At 37.5% G+C, this 26,641-nt stretch carries 16 protein-coding genes; 3 read left to right on the top strand and 13 right to left on the bottom strand.

What is annotated here, in order from left to right:
• Positions 1–35: 35 nt before the first annotated feature.
• The gene (locus DUT69_RS02865) at positions 36–359 is read left to right on the top strand and encodes a 2Fe-2S iron-sulfur cluster-binding protein (protein WP_205314201.1); all 324 of its coding nucleotides are present in this window, start codon (positions 36–38) and stop codon (positions 357–359) included.
• 5 nt (positions 360–364) lie between these two features.
• Here the strand turns inward: DUT69_RS02865 and DUT69_RS02860 are convergent, their stop codons facing one another.
• The 10 genes from DUT69_RS02860 to DUT69_RS02815 all read right to left on the bottom strand — a co-directional run bounded on the left by DUT69_RS02860 (position 365) and on the right by DUT69_RS02815 (position 17,780).
• Positions 365–1,693, bottom strand: coding sequence for a gliding motility-associated C-terminal domain-containing protein (locus tag DUT69_RS02860; protein ID WP_113651621.1), 1,329 nt, complete (start codon positions 1,691–1,693; stop codon positions 365–367).
• 70 nt (positions 1,694–1,763) lie between these two features.
• Positions 1,764–2,621 carry a DUF1735 domain-containing protein gene (locus tag DUT69_RS02855; protein WP_162796155.1) on the bottom strand — a complete coding sequence of 286 codons (858 nt, stop codon included), beginning with the start codon at positions 2,619–2,621 and terminating at the stop codon, positions 1,764–1,766.
• A 14-nt stretch (positions 2,622–2,635) separates the two neighbouring features.
• Entirely contained in the window at positions 2,636–4,237 is a 1,602-nt protein-coding gene (locus DUT69_RS02850; protein WP_113651619.1) for a SusD/RagB family nutrient-binding outer membrane lipoprotein, read from the bottom strand.
• An 11-nt stretch (positions 4,238–4,248) separates the two neighbouring features.
• Entirely contained in the window at positions 4,249–7,362 is a 3,114-nt protein-coding gene (locus DUT69_RS02845; protein ID WP_113651618.1) for a SusC/RagA family TonB-linked outer membrane protein, read from the bottom strand.
• Between the two features lie 234 nt (positions 7,363–7,596).
• Positions 7,597–9,288, bottom strand: coding sequence for a S41 family peptidase (locus DUT69_RS02840; protein ID WP_113651617.1), 1,692 nt, complete (start codon positions 9,286–9,288; stop codon positions 7,597–7,599).
• Positions 9,289–9,344: 56 nt separating this feature from the next.
• On the bottom strand, positions 9,345–9,560 hold the full coding sequence (locus DUT69_RS02835; RefSeq protein WP_113651616.1) for a hypothetical protein: 216 nt from the start codon (positions 9,558–9,560) through the stop codon (positions 9,345–9,347).
• Positions 9,561–9,616: 56 nt separating this feature from the next.
• Positions 9,617–12,253: a gliding motility-associated C-terminal domain-containing protein gene (locus DUT69_RS02830; protein ID WP_113651615.1), complete on the bottom strand. Its 2,637-nt coding sequence runs from the start codon at positions 12,251–12,253 to the stop codon at positions 9,617–9,619.
• Positions 12,254–12,319: 66 nt separating this feature from the next.
• Positions 12,320–13,117 (bottom strand): DUF4397 domain-containing protein, encoded by a 798-nt coding sequence (locus tag DUT69_RS02825; protein WP_113651614.1) that lies wholly within the window; start codon positions 13,115–13,117, stop codon positions 12,320–12,322.
• A 20-nt stretch (positions 13,118–13,137) separates the two neighbouring features.
• The gene (locus DUT69_RS02820; protein ID WP_113652459.1) at positions 13,138–14,682 is read right to left on the bottom strand and encodes a SusD/RagB family nutrient-binding outer membrane lipoprotein; all 1,545 of its coding nucleotides are present in this window, start codon (positions 14,680–14,682) and stop codon (positions 13,138–13,140) included.
• A gap of 11 nt (positions 14,683–14,693) precedes the next feature.
• Complete coding sequence (locus DUT69_RS02815) at positions 14,694–17,780, bottom strand: SusC/RagA family TonB-linked outer membrane protein (protein ID WP_162796154.1); 3,087 nt, start codon at positions 17,778–17,780, stop codon at positions 14,694–14,696.
• Between the two features lie 234 nt (positions 17,781–18,014).
• On the opposite strand from DUT69_RS02815, the gene DUT69_RS02810 reads away from it, so the two are divergent.
• The gene (locus tag DUT69_RS02810; RefSeq protein ID WP_113651612.1) at positions 18,015–18,761 is read left to right on the top strand and encodes a DeoR/GlpR family DNA-binding transcription regulator; all 747 of its coding nucleotides are present in this window, start codon (positions 18,015–18,017) and stop codon (positions 18,759–18,761) included.
• A 69-nt stretch (positions 18,762–18,830) separates the two neighbouring features.
• Here DUT69_RS02810 and DUT69_RS02805 read toward each other — a convergent pair whose 3' ends face one another.
• From DUT69_RS02805 to DUT69_RS02795, 3 genes are all read right to left on the bottom strand, one after another.
• A complete protein-coding gene (locus DUT69_RS02805; RefSeq protein WP_113651611.1) occupies positions 18,831–20,126 on the bottom strand; it encodes a RagB/SusD family nutrient uptake outer membrane protein in 1,296 nt (431 codons plus the stop codon).
• An 11-nt stretch (positions 20,127–20,137) separates the two neighbouring features.
• On the bottom strand, positions 20,138–23,224 hold the full coding sequence (locus tag DUT69_RS02800; protein WP_113651610.1) for a SusC/RagA family TonB-linked outer membrane protein: 3,087 nt from the start codon (positions 23,222–23,224) through the stop codon (positions 20,138–20,140).
• Between the two features lie 133 nt (positions 23,225–23,357).
• Positions 23,358–24,557: an anhydro-N-acetylmuramic acid kinase gene (locus DUT69_RS02795; protein ID WP_113652457.1), complete on the bottom strand. Its 1,200-nt coding sequence runs from the start codon at positions 24,555–24,557 to the stop codon at positions 23,358–23,360.
• A gap of 148 nt (positions 24,558–24,705) precedes the next feature.
• On the opposite strand from DUT69_RS02795, the gene DUT69_RS02790 reads away from it, so the two are divergent.
• Positions 24,706–26,625, top strand: coding sequence for a glucosamine-6-phosphate deaminase (locus tag DUT69_RS02790; RefSeq protein ID WP_113652455.1), 1,920 nt, complete (start codon positions 24,706–24,708; stop codon positions 26,623–26,625).
• The last annotated feature ends 16 nt before the right edge of the window (positions 26,626–26,641 follow it).

The following is a 26,641-nucleotide window of genomic DNA, read 5'->3' as shown; positions in this document are numbered from 1 at the left end:
ACCCCCAGCCCCTAAAGGGAAAGAAAATATTTATAATGAGTGATATTAATATTGTTGTAGAAGATAGAGAAGGAAATACTTCGGAACTTGTAGCTCCAACAGATATGGGCCTAAGTTTAATGGAATTTCTAAAGGCTAGCGAATACGATATTTTAGCAACTTGTGGTGGCATGGCTTTATGCGCCACTTGTTGCGTTGACGTAATGGAAGGTGAAGAAAAGCTTAACGAAATGACAGACGACGAATACGCAATGTTAGATACATTACCAGACCTTCTGCCAAACTCTAGGCTTGCATGCCAATTGCAACTAAGCCCCAAAATGGATGGCTTAAAAGTAAGGTTGCATGCGATGGATTAATGCACTTACCTAATTATATTAATCGTTCCCCTAATTAAGCTGCAGTCTTTACCTAATTCGATAATATAATAGTACGTGCCAACTGGTAAAGCTTTGCCTTTTCTGTTTCCATTGAAAAACATTTCTTGGTTATTATAGCTATATACAATCTGTCCAAGTCGATTAAAAATTTTTGCCGAAGCAGCTGGATAATAAGTCAACCAACTTAAATTCCATTCATCATTCACGCCATCACCATTGGGGCTGATAGCATTTGGCAGTTTTTTGGCAGAAACACCAATTGCTATATCAACTTCGGTACGCTCACTTTCACAATCTCCGCTTGCAAACGACACATACACCTTTCTATCTATATTAGCCTGGAATTCGAAACTACCAGATACACCTTCATGGATTGGATAGGGAGATTGCTGCGAATCGTAAATTCTATATCTACCAATCTGCGGGTTAATAACCTCAATATTTGCCAAACCTGGACTACAAAGCTTTATATCAGCAACATTTGGCTTTGCCAAACTTATGTCGCTGTTTATTATTTCAAAAGACTCTTCAAATGGATCAACTCCGCAACTATCGGTTATCAAAACCTTGTATTTGCCAGCAGACACATTGTTTAAATTAAGGTTAGTACTTACCACATTTTGTTGTTCATCAAACCATTTTACTAGTATTGGATTAACGCCACTTATTATCTTTAGACCGTTTACTGCACCAATACTCCTGTTGCAGGTATCGTTTTTTATAAACGCGTCACCAAAAGAAACATCTAATTTACCTCTGCTTGTTAAGGAAGCTGTAGTATGAATCACCTCGCAACCTTCTTTATTCTTCAAATATAATCTATAAATACCATTAGAAAGCCCATAAACATTTACATCAGTGCCAACCGTATTGTTCTGCGCATCCACCCATCTTATACCCTCCGGAATACTTGAATTTGCTGTGACAATATGAAAACTCCCATTATTGGCTCCACACGACGTATTTATGCCATATACCAGATAACCGTTTATAGGTGTACCGCCGGGTGGCAATGTAACCAGTGTTGAGTTTTCGCAACCATCTGCTGTTATACCCACTAACTGGTATGTTCCAGCACTGGCATTTACCAAATTTAAGCTTGTAGAAACAACATTCCCAAAATCATCTATCCAGCGGTAAGATACTGCACCGGTTGCAGTTATACCTGTAATAGAACCTCTATTATCCTTACAATCTGGTTTGGTAAGCACTACATTGGTTAAGTTAAAAAGCACACAGTTTTGTGCAATGCAATTTTGACTAACCAAAAGCACTAAAATAACCGAAAGAAAAAATCTTGGTACGCTCTGCATTGAAACTAAAAAACTAAATATAAAAAAAAAGGCCACCTGATAGGTGGCCTTTTTAAAATAAAATCTAATACTATCTTACACCTGTATAAGTATAAGTTTCTTCGAATTGACGTGCACCAGCCGTCCATTTTACGTACAAAACTTTAGTAGCAGGGTTCCAATTACTAACCGGATCTGTAATCGGTGTACCAATTGAGCTAACCACACTTACAACAGTAGCTTTATTTGTAGTGAAGTCGATGTTATAAGTAATAATGTTAGAATAAGTATCTAACAAGTTAGTTCTAACTGTATTAGGACCAGCTGTTACCAAAGGTACATTATTAAAATTAGCATTCGCAACTAATGAAGTTGTAGCAGAAGTTTTATAGTTGTATAAACCATCTACCGCATTTTTAGCACCAAAGTTTATTAAGATTTTACTGAAGTTAGTGCTAATTGTACCAGAAGAAACACTGCTGATTGTTAATGGCACTACATAGGGTTTAGTTAAATCAAATAAACTTGTATTAATACTAACATTAAAACTAGCTCTTTTCTGCCCTTTTGGAATAGTTACAGAAGTAGCACCTAATGAGTACCAAGATGTTGGCATCAAAGTATAGCTTTCACCTTGCTCATTGTTGTACTGATCAATTATTGCTTGACCACCTACTGCTAAGTTAACAACAATGTCTTCAGGAGCGCCATCAGCAGGACCTGAGTAACTAACCTCTAAAGGAATTACCTGTAAAGTACTAGAAACTGGATAGCTCATTACGTATAATGCTGTAGTACTACCTACGTGGTTAATTTGAGCCGGGTTAACAAACTCAATAACGTTTGTACCTTTTTCGGGATCAAGAACCAATCTATCATCTTTCAAACAAGATGATAGCGTTGCAACCGCGATTAGTGCGGCAACAGATTTATAAAAATATTTTTTCATGATTTTCATTAAAATTAATTTACGTCCCAAAATATTTTAGAAGTATATAAGCTAATTCCAGTAGGAACATTACTTGGATTCAAGTTAAATTCTTGTTGTGGATACAATACTCTAGTAATAATTCTATCTGGAGAAGTTGCTACAGAAGATCTAGAAGCAAAAGTTAACGTCGGCGATGCTGCTCCAGCTGTTACGGTACGAGGGAAACCAGTACGTCTATATTCATTAAAAGCTTCGTCATTCATAATGTTAGCTAAAGCGATATATTTTTGCGTGCTAATAGCCTCTACTCTTGCAAGTGTAGTTGTGGCTAATGAATAATCTACTAATGCATTACCCGGGTTTGCAGTTATATAAGAAGCAAACCAAGTGTTAACTTCTGCAGTTGTTTTTGTAGGGGCATCAGAAGCGTTTTTATACAAATAATTGTATGAGGCTTTAACACCATTAGCAAATGAAGTAGCACCAAAATCTGCAGACGTTAAATAACCTCTGGCTTCTGCCTCTGCTAATAACAAATCTGCTTCTGCTTTTAAGAACACTGGCTGACCTTGAGTAGAGTATTTAGCAACACCTAAACCTGGCGTATTAAAATCTGTACCTGTAAACCAAGCAGTATAAGTTGCAATAGCTGCAACCGCTGCAGATGTTTCATCACCTAATTGGTTAGATGGCGTATTAGGGAAACTTCTGAAAATTACTGAACCTCTACCATTATCGTTAATTTTGTTACCATTATAAAACGTTAACATCCATTTAGTAGTAGTAGCTTGACCTTGGCTACGTACGTTAGTAGCATTTGATGCTAATGACGCGAAGTTAGGATTTTGTCTACCTGGTTCTTTTAAATAACCTGGATTTACCAAAGCATCATCTTGGATGTAACCAATAGCACCTAAAGTACTAAATAATGGAAGTGCGTAAGAATTCAAATCAGGAACGCCAGCCATTTTAACCAACATACGTAATTTTAAAGTATTCGCAAAACGTTTCCATTTGTTCATATCACCTTTAAACAAAGGGTCTATAGTAGTAGGAACAACTTTGATCTCTGCAGTAGCAGGAGCTGCTTGTCCAGCGGTAATTGCAGCAATAGATTCATCGATTTCCTTAATTAAAGCTTTGTAGATATCTGCAGCTTTATCATATTTAGGAGCTAATGAAAGTCTACCTTTTAAAGCGTCGCTATAAGGAATATCATTGTACTGATCAACTAAACGAGCGAACCCGTAAGCTGTCATAATTCTAGCGATTGAAGTGGTAAAAACTCTAGTACCATCGCCAGCATTAGCATCCAATACATTTTTATAATCCTGCAAGTTGTCGTAACTTGAAGTCCACATACCGTTAAAACTGCTGGTTGTGTATGCTTGTGTTAGAGTTGCACCATAACCACCAACTCCACCAACGTTAGCGAAAGATCCGCTTACAAAGTTCAAGTTTTGGCTAAAAGTATTTGTTACCGAAGCCGAACCAACTATAGCTTGAGGCAAAATTAAATCTGCAGTAACTGAAGTTGGGTTATTTGGGTTAGTGTTTACATCAAGGTACTTTTCGCAAGAAGAAAATCCTACAGCAATCGCACCTATTAATAAACCATTAATTATCTTTTTCATATTTCTTCTAATTATAATGTTAATGAAAGCGTTGCACCAAAGAATCTAGAAGGAGGAGTTTGACCTAAACTGGTAAAACCAATTGCATTACTGTCAGAACCTAAAGCACTATATTCTGGATCTGTATAGATGTTCGTTTTAGGAGTCCACAAGAACAAGTTTCTACCTTGAACACTAATACGTGCACCTTTGATATACTTGATGTTACCTAATATAGATTTTGGCAAATCGTAACTTAAAGAAACCTCACGTAATTTCCAGAATGCAGCAGAATATAAATAATTCTCATCAACCCCTGTATTTGTAGGTCCGTTAGTCCAGAAATCTACACCACCAGTTCTAGTCGTGATGCTAGTATTAGCAACATAAGTGTTAGTTACTGGATCTAAATAAGATGAATTTGGAACTACAAAACGCTCACGATTGAAGTAAGTTGTTCTGATACCAGCTCCAGAGAAATCGAAACTAGAAGCACCGTTGTACATTACAAAACCACCTCTATATTCAAACAATGCTGCTAATCTGAAACCTTTGTATGCAGCTGTTGCATCTAAACCTAAACGGTGTTTTGGTTCTGTATTGCCAAAGTCTGATATTGTTGTAGTTGCAGCAGGGAAACCTGTAACTCTATCAACAATAATTCTACCTTGATCGTCTCTCACATAAGTAGTACCTTTTAAGAAAGGGAAAGGATTGTTCGGCATTGCAACAATTTGTGCAGTACCAAAACTACCTAAACCTAACTGAGGCAAATCATTACTAATTGAAAGAACCTCGTTTTGATTGTAAGTATAGTTAGCTCCAACAGTTACTTCTAAACCAGTAGTTTGGTTTCTAACAACTACACCTCTAACTGCAGTTTCTAAACCAATGTTTTCAACTTCACCAGTGTTAGTTAAGTATGAAGTAAAACCTGTAGAAGAAGGAATGTTGATTGGCACAGTTTGATCTGTTGTATTAGATTTATAAGCAGTTACACTACCCGTGATTCTTGATTGTAACAACTCGAAATCGATACCACCTTCTAATGAAGTTGTAATCTCTGGGTTAATGTTAGGTGCAACGATACGGTTACCTAATGTATAACCAGCAACACCATTATAAGGATATCCAAAAGCCTGACCGTAAGTTGGCAATAATGCATAAGCACCAATGTTAACCAAACCTACTTTAGATACACCAGCTCTTAACTTTAAAGAGTTGATTACTTTTGAATTTTTTAAGAAATCTAATGCATCAGTTGCAATAAACGCAATATCTGCTGATGGATAGAAGAACGATCTGTTTTCTTTCGCCAATACTGATCTCCAGTCATTTCTACCAGTAACGTGTAAGTATAAATAATCTCTGAAACCTAAACGAGCATCCGCATATACACCCATTTGGCGTACTGTTGAGTTACTTTCGCTTGCTCCAGGATTTACTACCGTGTTGCTAACGTTAAACAAATCTGGTTGTACTAAACTTCCTGCACTAACGTTAACGCCCTTTGCAGTGTTGCTTCTAGCACTTGCACCCAAAATTACATTTAAAGATAAATCTTTAGTAATTTTTTCGATGTACTGCGCCTGGAACTCCGGGTTAATTTGAGTACTGAAACCAGAACCATCACTTACGTTACCTTGAATATTGTTAAAGTTTGATGTTAACGCTTTTCTGTACGCAGAATAAGTGAATTGGTTAGTCCATGCTTTGTTAGAATAGTTTTGCGTATTTAAACTAACGCGGAACAAGAAAGATAATGGTTTAATTGGATACCATTTAACCTGTACGTTACCAGTTAAATAATCATTTCTAGTTTGGCTTCTGCTATTATCAATAGCGAAATATGGGTTTTGATAATATTCGTTGTAATATCCGTTTGGATTTGCAAATTTATCATTTCTCCAATCTTGATAAGAAGTCAATGGAATTTGACCAGGAGATTGTAACACGTTATCAAAAACTGCAGAAGTTGCAGTAGTTAAATCGTATCTATTTTGGATATAGTTAGTGTTGAAAGTAAATTCTACACCGTTACCCAAATCTTTTTTACCGTTTAATCTAATTGTAAAACGATTGTAGTCATCATTTTTAAGTGTACCAACTTGATCAAAATACTGAGAAGATAAATAATAAGAACCTTTATCATCACCAGATTGGATACTAAAATCTGTTTGGCTAGACAAACCAGTTTCCCAGAAAGCATCTTTGTTTTGAGAAGAAGGAGAATATTGTACAGTTTGGATTGATCCATCTACTAATGGCTTACCAATCACTCTCATTGAACCGTCAAATCTTGGACCGTACTGTTGGTTTTCGTAAGGAGTATAAGTTGGAACATCGTCGTTACCTGTACCCGAACCGAATTCATACTGTAATTGAGGCAAGAAACTTACTTCTTCTACGTTAATAGTTTGACCTACAGAGATAGCAGTTACACCTCTTTTACCAGTTTTAGTAGTGATGATTAACGCACCGTTAGATGCATCTGAACCGTAAAGAGAAGCTGCACCAGCACCGTTTAACACCTCTACGTTCTCAATATCCTCTGGGTTCAAGTTACCTAAAATGTTGTTAGGAACGATAACGTTATCCACAACAACTAAAGCTTGGTTGTTACCAAGTAACGAACGGTTACCACGCAATACCAAACGAACGTTAGGGTTAACACCAGAACTTACAGCGTTAACTTGCAAACCAGCAACTTTACCAGTTAAAGCACTAGCAACGTTAAATGCTTTTGCTTGAGTTAACTCTTGAGATCTAATTGTAGTAGCTTGGTTACCTTGCTCACGACGTTTGATGGTAACACCACCCGCTGTAATTACAACCTGATCTAAAGTCTTAGAATCTAAAACTAAAGACGCATTAATAGTATTACCTGATATAGCCACCTCTTGAGTGTTATATCCTAAATAAGAAATCGTTAAAGTTTTTGCATTTGCAGGAACTTTTAATGAAAACTTACCATCAGCGCTTGTTGTTGTACCAACGGTTGGCGCTTCTTTTACTTTAACGGATGCACCTGGGATAGGTAGTCCGTCTTCACTTGCTTTTACAGTACCTGTTATGGTGCGTTCTTGAGCGAATGCAGCAACAGTTAGTGTACACAAGATGAATAAACTTAGTACAAGTTTTTTCATAAATTAATAAAATTTAGGTTAGTTAATAGTTATTTAATCTCTAAATATGAGGATTCCTATACCAATATCAAAATATCAATGTGTTAAAATATTAAAAACAACACGTAAACAACTGTAAACCAATAGTTTAATTTTTAACACTTTTTAACACTTTATTGTTTAACATGAAATGTAACGTTTTCAATTCGGTTAAAATGAACTCGTTAACTTAAAACTTAGTTAACAATGACCGTTTTAATTATTAAAACTGTTTGATTTTATCGGATTACCTATAGTTTTAAAGTCTCCATCTCCTCGAAGTATGGCTAACATCTGATTTTGATTAGAAAAAAGAGATTTTGCTTGGGCTATTTCTTTATCGTATTGAAAAGACTGCTCTACTTTTCCTCTTTCGTAATAATATCTGCTAATAATTTGTGTCTCAAGTACTCTTTTAAGCTCCTCTTTATGTGCAATTAGGTCATTTTTTTTAGAAGATAGCATTTTCGACTTCAAATTATCAAGCTCTTGACTTATAGCCGTTATTTTGTTTTCCTTTTCTGCTTCTTTTCTTAAATCTTCTAATGCTTTTTCGGTTTTAGAAGAATAGGAATAATCCTTGCCATTTAAAGAGGCTACAAATTGATTATAGTCTGCATCTTTTAGCTGAAATTTATTCACATCGGCAATTTGCTGGTGAGTACGCCTGTAAGCATTAACGTAGTTAAAAAATAGGCTTTTATTCATAATAGAGGTAACCACAGGGCTAACTTTAGTTGCTTCTATAAATACATCTGGATATACGCCATTTCCATTATAAACTTTTCTTCCGGCTTTTGTTCCGTATGCAGTTTTTGCGGTGTCAGAAAATTTTTCGGCTATGCCATTTTCATCTTTATGCGCATAGTCTAACGCTTGTATACATCGCCCCGATGGGGTAAAATATTTGGCTACGGTTACTTTTACTAAACTATTGTAGGGCAAGTTAAATGTTTGTTGCACCAATCCTTTACCAAAACTACGCTGACCAACAACCACTGCCCTATCTAAATCCTGCAATGAACCCGCAACAATTTCTGATGCCGATGCTGATGAAGCATTAACGAGAACAACGAGTGGCAACTGTGCCGCTATTGGCTGATTTGTGGTTTTGTAAGTGACTGTTTTTTCAGGATTTCTTCCCTTTTGAACAACCACCATAATATTCTTGTCTACAAAGAGATTCACAATCTTAACCGCCTCCTGCAAAATCCCGCCTCCATTATTACGCAAATCCAATATTAATCCTTTTGGCTTGTCCTTGTTTATTGTTTCGAGTGCTTGTTTAACCTCAGCACCAGAATTTTCCAAAAACTTATCTAACTTGATGTAGCCAATATTTCCATCTATCAAACCAGAATAAGAAACATTTGGCTGTTTTATCTCTTCTCTTACAATTGATTTACTAACTGTGGCGCCATCTCTTAAAATTACCAAACTTAATGCACTGCCTTTAGGACCCCGTAAAAGCTGACTTACTTGATTTCTATCCTTACCCTGCACCACAATATCGTTTACCTTTACAATTTCATCGCCTGGCCTAACATCTTGTTTGTTTGCGGGGTTGCCGGCGCTTACTTCGTTTACGAAAAGTTTGCCATCGATAAATAGAGTGCCAATACCAATACCCCCGTATTGCGTGCTTACGTATTTGAGTTTATAGTCTTCAATCTCCGACTCGGGAATGTATTCTGTATAAGGATCTAGATTTGATAACATCGCATCGATGCTGCTCTTCATCAAACCTGCCGGATTTGTTTCATCAACATAGTTGATGCTTACTTCTTTATATAAGGAAGCAAAAATATCTAGGTTTTTGGATACCTGAAATAAGTCTTCTTTAAAGGCTAGCGTAACTGAAACTAAACCAATAGAAAAAAACAGGACGATAATTTTTAGCTTTCTCATTTACCCAGATATTAATAGGTAAAACTACAAAAAATAGCTAAAAGTTAAAAACGATACTAAAGCCTGTTACCTGCGGGATCTGCTAAGGCCTTGCGAATAGTAAATTCTATATAAGTTTGATCACGTTTAACCAAACCCATTAGCTGTTGCACCAATTGGTCTTCTTGGCCAGGAGAAAAAGAAAGTTGCTCTTGTGTAAGGTCGCGATATTTTCTTAGGAATTTGATTTTTACTCGCTCCCAACTTTCTGCTGTTAATGTAAAACTTGCCATAGCTAAATAATTGTTTACAAAAGTATAAAAAATGCTGGAGTATAAAAACGAAACACTTACCTTATAATTGTTAAGCTACCCGTCAATTTACCACACGCTGATTTTAGATCTATTACGTAATAATATACACCAGTTGGCAAAAACTTGCCATTAAATTTCCCATCGAATGGTTTAGCATAACCTTTTGATTGAAATACTTGAGTTCCGTTTCTCGAAAAAATCATAAAATCTGCATTCGGGTAGTTATCTGCTCCATTTATCTGCCAATGGTCGTTTATTTGGTCATCATTTGGCGAAAATGAGTTCGGAATTTTCAGTGCAGTTGCGGCTAAACTCGTGAAATCGAATGTACTTCCCATAACCGTGCAACCATTTCTATCTGTAACTTTTAACCTAAGTATTCCTGGTGTAACCGAATTTAAATTTAATTCATTGCTCACTACATCACCCGCGTCGTTAAGCCATTCGTAAGTGTAAGGCCCAACATTTCCATTAATTGTAATGCCTGTTGTACTTACAAATTTTCCATCACAACTAAGATACTGGGCAAATTTACTGTAATCTACTATAGGTAAGGCAGCTATAGGAACTTCAAAATCTCCAACTTTATTGGCGCAACCATTTCGCCCTTTCGCCAACAAACTGTAGATACCTGCAGGGAGATTTACTACATTTTCATTTGTGCTAATTAAATTACCATTTTCATCAAACCATTCAAAAGTATCTGGTTTTTGGGTTTCATAACCGATGATATTAATGTTTCCATTTGCATTACCGCAAGTTGCAGGCTTAATGGAAACATTAGCAACTTTATATTGATGAATAATATTGTTTACCGTATAGGTTTTTGAAGTTATGACACAATTTTCTAAGCCAGCTTTAAAATAATAATTGCCGGCTGGCACATCCAGCAAATCCGCATTGGTACCAACTACTTCGTTATCGGCATTATACCATGTTCTACTCAAATCATCGGCTATGCCAATATTTGTAATGCTTCCTTTGGAAGATCCACAAAATGTATCGATTATTATCTTGTTGGCATCGTTAATACCGTTACTGGCAGCATCTATAGTATAAAATCTAGAAACCAAATCGCAGGCTCCCAGTTGTCCGGTCTTAAGCTGATATTTCCCGTTACCAACATTAAGAAGATCTTTATCTGTACCAACAAGCACGCCAGATTCATTGTACCAGTTATATACACTAGCATCAAATACGTCGATATTAGTAACACTTCCATTGGTTCTGCCACAGAACACTCCCAATGTAGTAACCTTCGAATCGTCAATTATAGGTTTGGAAAAATTTGAGGTTGCTCCATCAGCATTCGTACCCATACTCGTAATGGGCCCTGCAATCGGACCGCTGTAACTCCAAGCGCCACTAGGATCTGTCGTTAAAGTTGCAATCCAGGTTTTTCCTTGGCAGTCTGGACAACTATCAGTATAAAAAAGTTCAACAACAGCGTTTGGAAGATAAACGCCACTTGCACCGCTAGCTGTAATGGTACTGATACGTGATGGCGTTATCGTTTTTGGATCTAGAATACTCTTGAAAGAAACTGCACTATTAGCATTGCAGTAAAAACTATTTTTTAGAATCGAAATAGGATAAGATAGTTCTATCAATACCCCTTGCTTATTATAAGCAATTTTATTTTCATCCGTTATACTGCCACCGCCTATTAACCCTTTATCACAATTATTAATATGTATCCCTATATTATTGCCGAAGCTTTCATTACCATTAACTGAAGTGCCAATACGATTTGCCGAAACAACAAAACCTCCGTTTGTATAATCTACATGTATACCAATATTTTGAGCGCATACTATATTATTAGCAACTTTAGTGTCGCTACTTACACCATTAATATAGATGCCTTTTGCAGAAAAAGATGGTATTGTTTTACTAAGCGTCTTATCTAAACCAATTACGTTACTTTTAATTATTACACCTTTAGAGGTGCCTCCAAGCGCCATGCCATTGTTAGTATTTGAAGTTAGCAAGTTTCCTTCAAGAGGGGAATCGCCACCTATTACGCTATTTTTCAAAAAACTCAAGTCAATTCCGGTATCGTTTGGCTCTGCAACTAAGCCATTTTCTGAAAGACCAAAAATGTTAGCAGAAATTTTGATATTCTCTAAGTCCTTGCTAGGAATGACGAAAGGTCCGATAATACCCGCATAATTCCCAACAAAACAATTAGGTTTATCAATAGCACCAATAATTATGTTTGATGAATTTAGTAAATAAATACCTCCTTTTTTCTCATCTAACGTGCCAGCCGGGTCTGCCTTAAAATTGCTAAATGAAATTCCGTATACTTGAATATTTTGAGCATTATCCATCCTTAAGCCATGAAAATAATCTGCAACTACTCTAATTAGACTTATCCTAATATTCGCATTTTGCAATAAATTGTTAGGCTGTGTGGTGCCGTCAATAATCAAATCTGATTTTAAAATAGGAAGTTCCGATTCTAACGCGATGGTGACATCTGTTAAAGTATTACCTAACAAGTTAAAACGAATTTGATTAGGCAAACTTGAACGATCTGCATTTGCTAATTGAATGGCCTCACGCAAACTACCAGCTCCAGCGTTTGCATTTGACGTTACAGTAAAAACTGTTGCATTTAGTTTTAGGCAACAAAAAATAATACACGATATAACTCTAAAGCTCTTCATCGAAATGTTAAGGTACAAAAAAACCAAGCCGAAATAAAGGCTTGGTTTTTAATGCAGATCATTAGTTTAGTAAAATGTCGAGTATATGCTTATCGTCGGCGCAAATGTAGTCGATCCAACAACACCTCTAATATATATAGTGTAAGCTCGGCCCTTAATTAAAGAAGGCTGATAAACAGGCGTTAAAGCTACTCCGCTAGCCGCATTATTTAACCAAAACTTAACAACAGGCGCTGTACCACTCCCTGGGTTAGCAATCTCGGCCCAACCAGATCCAGTGCCTAGCGCCACATTAGGAATTAATTTCGAACCAGTATTAACCTCACCCCTAACTAAATCAATGGCAGGGCCACCATTTAACAAATTAACCATTCTTACAAATACTTTAGTAGTGTCAGTAGCCGGCCTAACGTCATCCAGAACAACTATTGGGCCGATTGATTTATTTGTGGCGCTATATTGTCCCGTTGTTAAAATAGTATAATATTTACCTGCTGCAGGGTTAATAGTTGTTTTTAAAACTTCTAAGTTTTTATCAACCGTAGCCGATGGAATAATTTTAGCAGTTAATGCGTGCGAGCCAGGCGAAGTAACCGCATATCCTAAATCAGGGAATAATCCATTGTAAGCATAACCAGCATTTTCTACTCCTAAAGAAGATAATGCTGCAGAAAATTTTGTTCCGTCTAAGTAGTAATTTACTACCGGACTACCAGGAGTTAGGTTTAAAAATTTGATATATGAGTATTTGGGATCGCCCGGAGCTACCTTCTCGTATTCGGTATTCTGCACCAAAGTATCATCTTTACTACATGATGTTATAAGTAAGCCAAATGCAGCAATAAAATATATTATCTTTTTCATTTTTTTAAATTTAAGGTTAATTAAGGCTCAGTAAACCACATTTTTTTAGTGTGATAATCAACTTGGTCCGCACCTATTTTTTGAATTGCAGCCACATTCCATAAATACTCTGAATTATATCTAGGACGGTAACGTTGAGCAGGTCTTCCTCCATTATCAGCAAAAAAAGTTGGGAAAACATAAACATTAAGATAAGGGTTATTACCTTTTACGTCGCCCACATTATAATTGTATTTTCGAAGATCGCTCCAAGTTTCTACAAAGCCATAACCATATAAAGCTAAATATTTCTGTAACATGATGTCTTTCAAAGTTAAAGCTCCCGATTCTTGTCTAACAGCTGCGCTAGTTAAATAGGCTGTTTTAGCGGCATTAGTGATAGCAGTCCCTTGACTACTTACATAATCAATACTTTCTGAAATTCCCTTCAGATAAGCCGTATGTGCTAATGGCAAATTGCCAGCTCTAAATGCGGCTTCTGCTTTGATGAATTGTATTTCAGTAGAAGTCATAATCGGAAAGCCGGCTTTATCTTTAAATATATATTTACCTAAGCCAGGACCCGGATTTACAGAACCTAATGTTCCCCAAGGATTAGGAATTTGATTTTTTGCAGCAACAGTTCCTCCATCTGCCAAACCTGGGTTGGTTCCTCTAAATATACCATCAGCTGAAGCAGTAATCATATTGTCTCTACGCGGATCAATTACAGAGCCTGGAGTAGCTGTTAAATATGTTCCATCTAACAGTCCCACAATAATTCTTGTTTGACGATAGTTTTGAAGATTCTGCCTAAGCGGTCCAAAGAAATTTCCATCTGCAGAAGTAGCTCCATTATTAGGCACAATAAAATTATCTGAGTTTGACGCCAAAGATTTGTCGCAATATTCAATAACCTTAGCCGGATCGTAACTTGACTTGTTAACTAGGTTGTTCGCATTTCTAGCCAACAAACCATAATTAAACTTAATCCACTTATTTGCATCACCTTGATAAACTAAATCCGGTCCAGCCAATTTTGCTACAGTGCCTGCACCATCTGTTCTACTAAAATTTGCAATAGACTCATTGGCTAATCTAACCACCTCGGCATAAACCTCAGGTTGTGGATCATAATCAAAAACGAAACGATTTGGCTCATAAGCTTGCTTTAAAATAACTTCTCCATGATAATCTGTTGTAATCTGCCATCCCCATGCTTTTAATGCTTGGGCAAGCGCCACGTAATTATATTCTTTCTTCGCTTCACTATCGGCCAAAATTAAATTTAAATTGGCACCCAGGCCATAATAATTAGTACGCCAGATTTCACCCATTGCATCACTAGCAGGAATCCAACCATGATTTTCCCCTACGTTTACAGCTCCTCCAAAATATTGAATTAAACTTCCTAAATATCTAGAATCAAACTGCACTCCACGCTCCATTTGTGCAAATAAAGGAGAAACCAGTGTTCTACTCTCTGGATTTTGAGGAGTAGCCGGATCAGTATTTACATCGAAATACTTTTTACAGCCCGAAAAGGTAATTGCAACTGCAATTAATACTATATATATCTTTTTCATTGTTTTCATAATTAAAAACCAACTCTTACACCTAAACTGAAACTTCTTGGCTGTCCGAAAGAACCAAAATCAATACCACTACCACCTGTACCACCAGAAGCCGCACTTAAACCATTAACCGAAGGATCTACTCCTGTGTAATTAGTAAGCAACCATAAATCTGTACCTGTGAAAAATACACTCGCCGATTTGAAGGTTTTACTGTTTGCAAAAACAGACTTCGGTAAATTGTATCCTAGCGTTACATCTTTTAACCTAATCCAATTGATGTCCTTTTCAATAAAATCAATAGTATTAAATGATGTAGAATAATACGATGTTGTGATATAAGGAATTACCACAATATTATTCTGAGTTGGATTTGCGGTATTTTCCAGTCCGTCTCTTAAAACTCCTTTTATGATTCGTGGTTCCTCACGATCTAAACTCGTTTTAGACAAACCTCTTGCATAAAGGTAAAGCTCAGTAGCGTTATAAATATCCCCGCCTTTACGAATGTCAAATAAGAATGATAAATTGAAATTTTTATACGTAAAGTTATTTGTTAAACCAATTCCGAAATCAGGGTTAGTATCACCAATCTGTGTCCAATTAGAATCTTTTATTGGCAAACCGTTGCCTGGGCTAATTAAAATCTCTCCATTTTTGTTTCTCATGTATTCTTGACTAGACAAACCAGAAATAGATGATCCTACAAAGTATTGCCTTCTCACGTTATCAAACAGCCAGCTGTCTGAAACATAGAACGTCTCCTGATCTCCTGGCAATGCTGTTAATTTACCTTTAGTACGAGTCATATTTACACCAACATCCCAAGTAAAATCTGGTTTTCTAATTGGGGAGCCTTTTAAGCTTAATTCAAAACCTTGATTTACAATTTTTCCACTATTGATATAAGCTAAGATTGCGCCAGTTGCATAACTTAAACGAGGAGCTGTAATTTGCCCATCACTTGTCAACTTGTAATATGAGAAGTTAGCAGATAATCGATTGTTGAAAAATCCTAAATCTATACCTAAATCTATAGATGTTGTAAATTCTGCTTTTAAGTTCGGGTTACCCAACGTAACATCTACTCCAAAACCACCTCCGGTTGTTCCCTGAGCAATTAATTTGGTTTTTGTAATATATGCTGTACGTGCATCTTTACCTGTTTGGGCCCAACCACCTCTTAACTTACCTTCGCTAAGCCATGCCATTTTTTTAAATACTGGTAACTCACTAAAAACAAAGCTTAATGCAGCACTTGGGTAGAAAAAGGTATAATTATCTATAGGGAGCGTCGAGGTAAAATCTTGACGACCAGTTAAAGTTAAATACAACATGTCGTCATATCCTAACTCAGCCTGAGCTATCGCTCCCATTTTACGAATCAATACATCCTGATAAGCTACTCTCTGGGTAGTAGGATCTGTGTTATTTAAACTATAAAAATTCGGCTGGTAAAATCTAGTTCCAAATTGCGAATTTGTTTGAACACTATTGTCTGACGCATCCAAACCTAAACGTATAACCGGTTTAAATTTGCCAAAATCTTTTTTTGCAATTGCAAACAAGTTACCATTAAACAATCTTGAATTCTGAGCCGAAGTATTGATACCTCCACCCGAATATGCCGAACTTGCAACATTTGCATTGTAAGATTGAGGATGATAAGCCCCCAATATTTGCATAGAGTAAATATCAGCACCAACAGCACCCTGAAAACTTAACCAATCTGTAGCGGTGTAGCGGAAATTTACATTTGTTATTACACGATTCACTTTATCCCAGTTTGGGTTATTCTCCATAGCCCATAATGGATTATCCAATTCTCCCCCAAGACTTGTACCCACTAGTCTTCTGTCGCCAGTTGCCGTATATCTATCACGAATATCAATAAGCGAAGGCCAACTTAGAACGCTAATCATCGGGCTACCAGAACCCTTGTAAGTTTTATTTGTTTTCTGAGAGATCATATTCAAATAAGAACCTATCGTCAACTTTGACCCAATCTTCGAGGATCCAGTCAATTTTATGTTGATAGATTCGTTATCTGTTCCCTGAATTGGACCTTTATTATTATTGTATAAAACGCCTAGCCTTAAAGAAAGCGCTTCGTTACCCCCTTCTATAGACGCACTGTGTCTTTGTGCAAAACCTGTTCCGTAAAATGCATCTAAATTGTCATAACGTTTTAATCCTTCAGGATATTTTGCTCCAAAATAGGTTCTAGTACGTACCTCTTCGTCAAAAATACCCCCAGCGCCACCGCCATAAACCGTTTGAACCTCCGGAAAACGATACGGAGTAGAAGTAGTGAAAGCGCCACTATAACTTACTCTTGCAGTTCCGGATTTGGCTTTTTTTGTAGTGATTACAACCGCTCCAGAAGCACCTTGAGTGCCATACAATGCAGCCGCCTCAGGGCCTTTCAAAATTGTAACCGACTCGATCTCCTCAGGATTAATATCCATACCCCTGTTTCCGTAATCATTAGTTCTATTAAAGGTACCTTGACCAACTAGACCATACTCGCTAAATGTGTTGTTAGAAATGGGCAAACCATCTACAACGAATAAAGGTTGATTATCTCCGTCTAAAGAAACCGCTCCACGAATGATAATAGATGAAGATGCACCAGGTGTACCATTTGTTGGCGTAATCGTTACACCCGCAACACGACCCTGTAAAGCATTGATAAAGTTCTCTCTTTGTGTTTGCGCTAAATCTGCACCTTTTACAGTTGGCGCATCATAAGCTAAGGAGCGCTTACTTCTTTCTATACCCTGTGCAGTAACTACAACTTCATTTAACGCTTTCGCATCTTCTGCTAAAGCAATGTTAATGGTTGTACTAGCGCCCACGGTGCGTTCTTGCGTTAGCATACCTAAATACGAGAACTGCAAGACATCTCCTGTGTTAGCTTTGATAGAATACAAACCACTTGGCGCCGTTTGCACCGCAGTATTAGTTCCTTTGATTTTTACAGAAGCACCTGGAATGGGCTGCCCGTCTCCTGTTGAGGTAATTTTACCAGTTACCGTAACTTGTTGCGCCAGCGCTTGGAAAGCAAAAAGTAACGAGCCCAAAAACAGCATGAGTAGCTTTTTTTTCATAAACATGATTTTGGTTAATAAATTTTAAGTTTTGTTTTGTTGGTTGCACGAAATCAAACACGCACAAATACGCATTAAAAATACCGTAAAGTAAATATGATAAATGTTTTCCAGTAAAAAAAGAAAATTTTAAACTATTTAACTCATACGCAACAAATTAATATTGCAGAAAACCGCAAAAACCCGCACAATATTTTTATCTTCAAACTTATATTCCAAACAGCTCTAATATCTATGTTAAAAAAAGAAAGACACGAATTTGTAATGAAACAGATTAACTTGCATAACCGCGTGCTCACATCAGATCTGGTGCAACTTTTAAACGTATCTGAGGATACCATTAGAAGGGATTTGCAGGAAATGTCTGACGATAATCTGCTTTATAAGGTTCATGGCGGCGCATTATCTAAATCTTATCATTCTACCTTTGATGATAGTACCGTTTATGCCAAGGATGCAAAAATAATAATAGCAAAAAAAGCCATCCCCTTAATTAAAGATGGAATGGTAATTTTAAGCGGTGGCGGAACAACGATTATTGAATTAGTAAAACAACTTCCTGAAAACCTGAGCGCTACGTTTTTTACTATCAGTCCGTTGGTTGCCGTAGAATTGGCAAAATACCAAAATATTGAAGTGATATTGATCGGTGGTCTGTTTTCTAAAAATTCGCAGATTACTTATGGTGGGCATGTAATTAGTCAGCTAGCAGAAATTAAGGTAGACTTATGCCTTATGGGCACTAGTGCCTTACATGCTACAGATGGCTTAACCGATACCGATTGGGAAATTAATCAACTGAAAAAGGCTATGTTTAACGCCTCTAAAAAAGTTGCCATACTTTGCATCTCAGAAAAACTAAATATTTCCTTACGCCTAAAAGTTGCCGATTTGGAGCATATCAATTATTTGGTTACTGAGCTAGCGCCAACAGATCAGCTATTAGAAGCATATACCGTAAATAGCTTGAAGCTATTGTAATGTTTGTATAGCCTTACCAGTAAGCTAAGCATAAAAAAAGAGGAGAAAATTCGTTCTCCTCTTTTCTATTTAAAATGTTGGATTTGCCGGGGTATTAGTATTATTATCTCGCTCTTGGAACGGATATGGCATAAATTTGCGCTTCATTTCTGAATCTGGTCTGCCGAACCTCCGCATGTCTTCAAGCTTAAAGCCAGAGGCGTACAACTCTATACTTCTATGTTTATAGATTAAATCCAACAACTGCGCTTGGGTATAAGGGCCGGTTAAAGCTGGCAAACTTGCCGCAACGCCAAACAAATCAGACGTTTTTGTTACTACCTTGTTTAACTCTGTTAGCGAATTGCCTAAATCCGGCGTAGCCTGACGAGCATAAGCTTCGGCTTTAATCAAAATCATTTCTCCAGGCAGGAAGATAGGAATTGCGGTTGTAGTGGTAGCTGCGAAACCTCCCATTCGTATTGTTGCTGGTGAGCCAGCCATAAGTGTGTAAAATGGAATCCTTTTATCTGCTGCATCCGGAACAAAAGTTCCTGTTAAGCCCAAATTAGCATCTGTAGGTTGAAAAACGTTATTAGAAGCGATAATCGAATTCAGGATATTGATGTTCGCGTTATCAAATGCAAAAGAAGAACCTGTTGTTAAGGTAACTGTATTCGCTTCGGCAAGTGCCAGCGCATACTGCCCGCTAAATAGCAAATACCTAGCCTTTAATGCATGTAAGGTATTTACAATGTTCAAATTAGGCACCGTGGCTGCAAATTGGGTAGAAATTGGGTTGGCAGCAATTTTAGCTAGCGCATTATCTATAGTTGCAATAGCTGCTTTGTAACCATCAGCTCTGCTAACAAAAGGCACATTTTTGCCAATAGTTACTGGAACTTGTTGCCAAAATGTAGATACGGTACCTAAAGAAAGTGCTTTGAAAATACTAACATAGCCAATTAATCCAGCGGCGTAATTTTTATCGCCCAAGGCCTCTGCACCAGCAATTACCTTATCACTTTCGTCGATAACCTTGTAAGATGAAGCCCACATATTGAATAAAATAGTGTTTGTTCCATCTACAGCTACACCACCGGTACTTAATTGTAACTCTGGTATATTACCTGCGTTCAATAATCTCAATTCATTACTGGAGAAACCAGAAGTTGCTATAGCATTAAAGATTACACCCGTTCTATTTAGGGTGTAAGTGCGCTGAATACCAACCGCTACAGCAGATAGGGCCTGGCTTGAACCTAGCGCCACATCCACACTTGCTCTCGAAGGATCTTGAAAATCCTTCTTGCAAGAAGAAATAGTACTTGCCACCGTCAAAAGGCCACAAGCTATATATATCGATTTTGTTTTAAAATTTTTCATCACTAATCTAATTAAAATTTAACTTGTAGGCCTAACGTAAATGTTCTTGGAATTGGCACCGAGCCAAAATCTATGTTTCTAAGAATAGTAGACTGGCCTGCCGAGTTTAGCTCTGGATCGTATCCTTTGTAATTATCCCAAGAAACCAAGTTCCTACCGCTAAGCACAACCGTCATATTACTTATAGATTTAACCTTACCGATGTTGTAACTCAATGAAACTTCTCTCAATTTTACAAAAGATCCGTCGTCAATCCTCCACTCTTCTATCGCATAAACGCCGGCTACATAACCCCTAGGCAACTGGCCTAACTGCTCTTGCTCTGCAACCTTGCCGTTTCCTACACCTTGTCTGGTTCTCCAATCGGCATTCCAAACGTCACCACCTTGTACACCATCAAGCTGCACACGTAAACCGAACTTTTTATAGCTGATATCATTTACAAAACTCCAGTTGTAGTCTGGATTAGGATCTCCTAAGATTTTTCTCAATGGATTACCAGCACCATCTCTAGCTTGCTGCGGTATGCCGGCAGCGTTAGTCACCATACTTCCGTCAGAATTTCTAGCGAAATAGGTTCCGTAAAATACACCCAGTGGCGCACCATCAATAATCGCAACCGGCGCACCTGGGTTAGTACTTAAAAGTCGCATTGCGCCAATATTGTAGGCTTCGTTTCTGTTTCTATTAAATATTGCCGTGGCGGTCCAAGCAAAATCTTGTGTTTTTACAGGTGTACCGCCTAAAATTACCTCAACGCCGGTATTTTTTAACGAACCGATATTATTTAAGAAACTTGTATATCCTTCTGTTGGTGCAATTACTTGTGCTAACAATAAGTCTTTTACCTTTTTATTGTAATAGTTGGCGCTTAAGGTTAATCTGTTTTGCAAAAACCCTAAATCTGTACCTACTTCCAGCTCATCCTGACGCTCAGGCTTTACGTTTTCGTTAGCTAATTGAAAACTGCTAAACAAAGAAGTGTAGCCTAAAAACGCTTGGCCATTGTATCCGTTGATGCGATCGTACGGGCCAATACCTGTTAGGTTACCAGATTGGCCATAAGCTGCTCTTAGTTTAAAAGTGTCCCACCATGATGATAGGTTTCCTTTTTTCCAGTAATCTGCTGATGACAAAACGTAACTTAAACTTGCTTTCACATAAACCTGGTTTCTGTTATCGTTACCAAAAACAGAAGACTCATCCATACGCAATGCACCAGTTACAAACAAGTGATCCTTGTACTTGAAATTTTGTTGGATATAAGCACCGCTAATTGACAGTTCAGTTCTACCGTCGGCACTTGGCAACGGTGTAGAAGCTCCATTTACGGTAGTTATTTTTGGTGCCAAACCTCTACCTTGCAACAAAGCGTATTGACCTCTTTCATATTGATACGAATAGCCAACCTGTGTTACCGAGGTTAATAGTTCAGAAATTTTACCCTGATAGGTTGCATTTATTTCGTTGTTAAATAAAAATGCCTTGCTGGTAGCAGCGCTCGAGTAGCCATTTTGAGTGGCGTTTATCGTTGTTCCACCACCAAAAAAATCAGGATTTACGTTGTAAGTATATGGTGGAATGTAAGTTGTTCCGTTTTGCGAAGAATTGTCGGCACCTAAAGTTAAATCTACCGTTAGGTTTTTAATTGGATTTAGTTTTAATGTTGCGTTGGAAATAATTCTATCCACTTCTTGCTTTTGTTTAATATCTTCAATTACAGAAACTGGATTTACACGCCCTCTTTCTCCAACAGCCATTAAGTTACCACTCGCATCCCTTCGCCAAATGTCGTGGAAGTTACCAATAATGGTTACCGAGTTCATTGGAGAGAAGAATGAATTTCCATCTGGTTTTTCATCTGCCGAACTCTTAATGTAATTCAAACCAGCTGAAACACTAGCCCAATCGTTTATTTTCTGATCAAGGTTTGTTCTGAAATTGTACTTTCTGAAATTGGTATTTTTGATGATACCTTGGTTACTGAAATAGCCAAAAGAAGAGTAAACTTTAGTATTTTCACCACCACCAGAAATAGACAAATTGTTATCTGTACCGTAGCCTGTTCTAAAGATATAATCCTGATAATCGTAACGCGTTACCGGCGAAGTTGTAGTTACCAATGCTGCCGGAGTACCAACGGTAGCAATAACATCTTGCGTAAATGCATCAACACTCCCTCCAAATTTAACGGGCGATTGGTTAACCTCTATTTTCTTACGCAGTTCGCTTATCATAAAGTTTGTATTAAAACTTACCTGCGTTTTACCAGCGACACCTTTTTTGGTAAAAATTTGAATCACACCAGCATTTGCTCTAGAACCATAAATCGCGGCAGCCGATGCACCGTTTAAAACCTCTACTCTTTCTATATCTGCTGGATTAATATCCACCATTCTATTTTGGCCAATAGCACCCACAAAACTACCACCATCGTAATTTGCAGTAGTGTTTGTTACTCTTGTAGTGGAGTTATTAACGATTACACCATCGATAATATATAATGGTTCGGTTGATGAGTTTGCAGAACTGATACCACGTAATTTTACCGACATACCTCCGGCAGGATCTCCAGAGTTTTGGCTTATTTGCGCACCTGCCACTTTACCTTGCATAGATGAAAGTACGTTTCCACTCGGCGCTTTATTTAAGTCGTCTCCTTTAACCGAAGTTATGTAGTTACCCAATTGTTTTCTGGTAGTTCCTTGCGATGTACCGGTTACAATAACCTCGTCCAAACCCATTGCATCCGAACTAATTTCGGCACTTACGCTAACATTTGTCGCATCGCCAAGTACTAAAGGCTTGGTTACCGACTTAAATCCAATGTAAGAAAAAACAATTTGATAGTTTCCCGGGGCTAAATCGGCTGCTAGGCTAAAATTACCATCGGTATTTGTAGCAGTGCCGAAATTAGTTCCTTGAATTTTTACACCGGCGCCCGGAATAGTAGTTTTGTTTGAGGCATCGGTTACTTTACCGCTTATAGTGTAACGTTTGCTTTGCGCATTGGCCGTTACGGTAAAAAGCAATAAAATTAAGGGTAGTAAAACTAAAGATCGCAGTTTTAAATGCCCAGAAGCGTAAAGTCTCTTCATAGCTTGTAGATTAATTTGGTTAATTTTTTGTTTCCGTTACTGTAAAACAATCGGTTATAGAACTATTTATCTTACCGTAACCTTAAGTAAATATCAAAAATAGTTTTTGATATTTTTTTGAAATAAAAAAATTTTATTTCGGCAACGATATTTTACCCATACAAACCGATGGCACACCTTCTCTGTCGCCAAAGTTTATTGGGTTTCCGGCCAACGTTTCATTAGCCAGTAAAGCAAAAAGAACTGCCTCTTTAGCGTCCGGATTTATTTGCAATTCGTCTGTTGTAGTAAAATTAGCTTTAGGTAAAGCTTGCCTAAGTAAGCTCACCAACAATGGGTTGTGCATACCGCCACCACTCATTAATATTTTAGGCATAGCCGATGATTTTACCGTACGCTTAATGGCATCTATAATTCCGTAAGCAGAAAAATGGCATAAGGTTGCCATTACATCTTCTTTGCTTAAGTTTAAAGTATTGCTGGCTTTTTGAGCCGTTTCAAGATAACTGAGGTTAAACAGTTCTGGCCCGGTTGTTTTTGGAAAATCTATTTTAAAAAACTTTTCGTTTACTAATGCAACTAACAAGGCTTGATTTAGAGTGCCAGATCTTGCCATATCAGCATCTTCATCATAGTATTTGCCGGGTTTATGCAGTTGAATAAATTGATCCATTAATGTGTTTCCCGGACCAACATCGGTAGAAAAAACCTTGCCCGCATCTAAATCTCCTGGTAAAAAAGTAAAATTCGCTATGCCACCGATATTCAGCATGATACGATCTTCATCAGCTTTGCTAAAAACCAAATAATCGCCATAAACGGCTAATGGAGCACCTTCGCCACCAGCAGCTAAATGTTTTTGTCTAAAATCCGCTAAAGTGATAATCCCTGTTTTTACAGCGATATGGTCTGCGTCGCCAATTTGCAAGGTAGCATTTGGATATTCGGCCTTGCCGTGCAACGACTTTGGCGCATGAAAAATAGTTTGCCCATGACTTGCGATTACATCGATTGAATTTTTATCTACTTTCCAAGTTTGGAGTGCTTCTAAAATCATGTCGGCATGTACCAAACCTATTTTTTCGTTCAACATTGTTACTTTCTCCAGATCCGCATCGCGTTTAGAAAAAATGCTTTTTACATCTGCTCTAAAATCATCTTGATAAGGAATAGTTATAAACTTTAGCAGTTCTACCTGAGTTTCCGGACCGCTATTTTTGCATTTACATAGCGCAATATCCAGTCCATCCATTGATGTTCCAGACATTAGACCAATAATTAATCTTTCGGTTTTACCAGCAATTTCATACAGTTTTTGAATTTGGCTATTCATGCTAATTTGGTTAATTTTTAAACAAACGTTTGATATGGGCTTTAATGCAAAGCTTAAAAAAATACTTGTAATAAAAGCAAATAACCTTTGGAGATATTTAGCCATTAACTATATATTTACTGCTCCGTTTACAAAAAACATTAGATTAATGGCAAGATTAAATCTTTTAGAAGAAACGAGGTTCGAAAAACTCCCAGTTACCGTTTTTAAAAACCCAAAAGAGGCATCTATAAATGTTGCGCATCGTATTGCGAACATTATTAGGGCTAAACAAGAAAGCAATTTATTGGCCGTACTAGGCTTAGCAACAGGCGCCACGCCAGTTGGTGTTTATGCAGAATTGGTTCGCCTACACAAAGAAGAAGGCTTAAGCTTTAGAAATGTAGTAACATTTAACTTGGATGAATACTATCCGATGCAACCTACTGCGGCTCAAAGCTATGTATCGTTTATGAATGAACAGTTGTTTGATCTTATTGATATAGATAAAGCGAATGTTCATATCCCAGATGGAACTTTGAAACTGGAAGATATACCGGCATTCTGCTTGGCTTACGAACAGAAAATAGGCGAATTTGGAGGTTTAGATATTCAGATTTTGGGTATTGGGCGTACAGGCCACATTGGTTTTAATGAGCCAGGTTCTGCTCCAAACTCGGGTACTAGATTGGTAACGCTTGACGATCTAACCCGTAGAGATGCTGCTAGGGATTTTGGTGGTAAATCTTTTGTGCCGACCAAAGCCATTACAATGGGAATTGGTACCATATTTAAAGCCAAGGAAATTATATTGATGGCCTGGAATACCAAAAAGGCTTCCATTATAAAGAAGGCTGTTGAAGGCGAAATTTCTAGCGAAGTGCCAGCAACCTACCTACAACTTTCTGACCATGTTGAGTTTATTTTGGATGAAGATGCGGCGTCTTTATTAACCAGATTTGATACGCCATGGTTGGTTAAAGATTGTATTTGGACCGAAGCTTTAACTAGAAAGGCTGTAATTTGGTTAGCAAATACCCTATCTAAACCGATTTTAAAATTAACAGAAGACGATTTTAACAATAACGGCATGGCGCAGCTGGCCTTAGAAAAAGGTCCAGTTTACAATATCAACATCCATATTTTTAACAAACTGCAACATACCATTACGGGCTGGCCAGGCGGCAAACCTAATGCAGATGATACGCAACGCCCAGAAAGAGCTGAGCCTGCACAAAAACGTGTAGTTATTTTTTCTCCGCATCCAGATGACGATGTAATTTCAATGGGTGGTACTTTTATTCGTTTGGTAGATCAAAAACACGATGTACATGTGGCTTACCAAACTTCTGGAAACACTGCTGTTTGGGATGATGATGTGCTTCGTTTTGTGGAATTTAATATAGATTTTGCAGAGAAAATGGGACTTGGCAATCCTGAACTGAAAGAAATGTACCAGCGGATGCGTGAGTTTATTGACGCTAAAAAGCCAAACCAAGTAGATACGCCAGAAATACAAACTGTTAAAGGTTTAATTAGAAAAGGCGAAGCTATTGCTGGTGCTCGCTACTGCGGATTGGAAGATGATCATATTCATTTTATGGCATTGCCATTTTACGAAAGTGGAAAAAGCCAAAAAAATCCGGTTACTGAAGCAGATGTAATACTTACGATGGAGCTTTTGCAAAAAATAAAGCCCGAACAGATTTTTGCTGCTGGAGATTTTGAAGACCCACATGGTACGCACATTGTTTGTTTTAATATAATTATAGAAGCTTTAAGAAGATTAAAACAAACCGAAAGCTGGGTTAACGATTGCTGGCTATGGATGTATCGTGGTGCTTGGCTAGAATTTGAACCACATGAAATTGAAATGGCGGTTCCTTTGAGCCCGCAAGAAGTGGAGCGCAAGAAATTTGCCATCTTCAAACACCAATCTCAAAAAGACAGAGCTGTTTTTCCGGGTGATGACGCCAGAGAATTTTGGAAAAGAGCGGAAGATAGAAACAGGGAAACTGCACAAGCTTATGATGATTTAGGCTTGGCAAATTACGAAGCTATGGAAGCTTTTGTAAGATATAAGTTTTAAAAGAAAGCCTCCTCCG

Origin of the sequence: Pedobacter namyangjuensis, assembly GCF_003313325.1 — a bacterium.
Classification (GTDB): domain Bacteria; phylum Bacteroidota; class Bacteroidia; order Sphingobacteriales; family Sphingobacteriaceae; genus Pedobacter; species Pedobacter namyangjuensis.
Note: the sequence above shows the minus strand (reverse complement) of the source record. Positions and strands in the feature narration are given on the sequence as shown.

Coding starts and splice junctions, on each gene's coding strand:
- DUT69_RS02865 (WP_205314201.1), top strand. CDS start 36: ATGAGTGATATTAATATTGTTGTAGAAGATAGAGAAGGAAATACTTCG.
- DUT69_RS02860 (WP_113651621.1), bottom strand. CDS start 1,693: ATGCAGAGCGTACCAAGATTTTTTCTTTCGGTTATTTTAGTGCTTTTG.
- DUT69_RS02855 (WP_162796155.1), bottom strand. CDS start 2,621: ATGAAAAAATATTTTTATAAATCTGTTGCCGCACTAATCGCGGTTGCA.
- DUT69_RS02850 (WP_113651619.1), bottom strand. CDS start 4,237: ATGAAAAAGATAATTAATGGTTTATTAATAGGTGCGATTGCTGTAGGA.
- DUT69_RS02845 (WP_113651618.1), bottom strand. CDS start 7,362: ATGAAAAAACTTGTACTAAGTTTATTCATCTTGTGTACACTAACTGTT.
- DUT69_RS02840 (WP_113651617.1), bottom strand. CDS start 9,288: ATGAGAAAGCTAAAAATTATCGTCCTGTTTTTTTCTATTGGTTTAGTT.
- DUT69_RS02835 (WP_113651616.1), bottom strand. CDS start 9,560: ATGGCAAGTTTTACATTAACAGCAGAAAGTTGGGAGCGAGTAAAAATC.
- DUT69_RS02830 (WP_113651615.1), bottom strand. CDS start 12,253: ATGAAGAGCTTTAGAGTTATATCGTGTATTATTTTTTGTTGCCTAAAA.
- DUT69_RS02825 (WP_113651614.1), bottom strand. CDS start 13,117: ATGAAAAAGATAATATATTTTATTGCTGCATTTGGCTTACTTATAACA.
- DUT69_RS02820 (WP_113652459.1), bottom strand. CDS start 14,682: ATGAAAAAGATATATATAGTATTAATTGCAGTTGCAATTACCTTTTCG.
- DUT69_RS02815 (WP_162796154.1), bottom strand. CDS start 17,780: ATGAAAAAAAAGCTACTCATGCTGTTTTTGGGCTCGTTACTTTTTGCT.
- DUT69_RS02810 (WP_113651612.1), top strand. CDS start 18,015: ATGTTAAAAAAAGAAAGACACGAATTTGTAATGAAACAGATTAACTTG.
- DUT69_RS02805 (WP_113651611.1), bottom strand. CDS start 20,126: ATGAAAAATTTTAAAACAAAATCGATATATATAGCTTGTGGCCTTTTG.
- DUT69_RS02800 (WP_113651610.1), bottom strand. CDS start 23,224: ATGAAGAGACTTTACGCTTCTGGGCATTTAAAACTGCGATCTTTAGTT.
- DUT69_RS02795 (WP_113652457.1), bottom strand. CDS start 24,557: ATGAATAGCCAAATTCAAAAACTGTATGAAATTGCTGGTAAAACCGAA.
- DUT69_RS02790 (WP_113652455.1), top strand. CDS start 24,706: ATGGCAAGATTAAATCTTTTAGAAGAAACGAGGTTCGAAAAACTCCCA.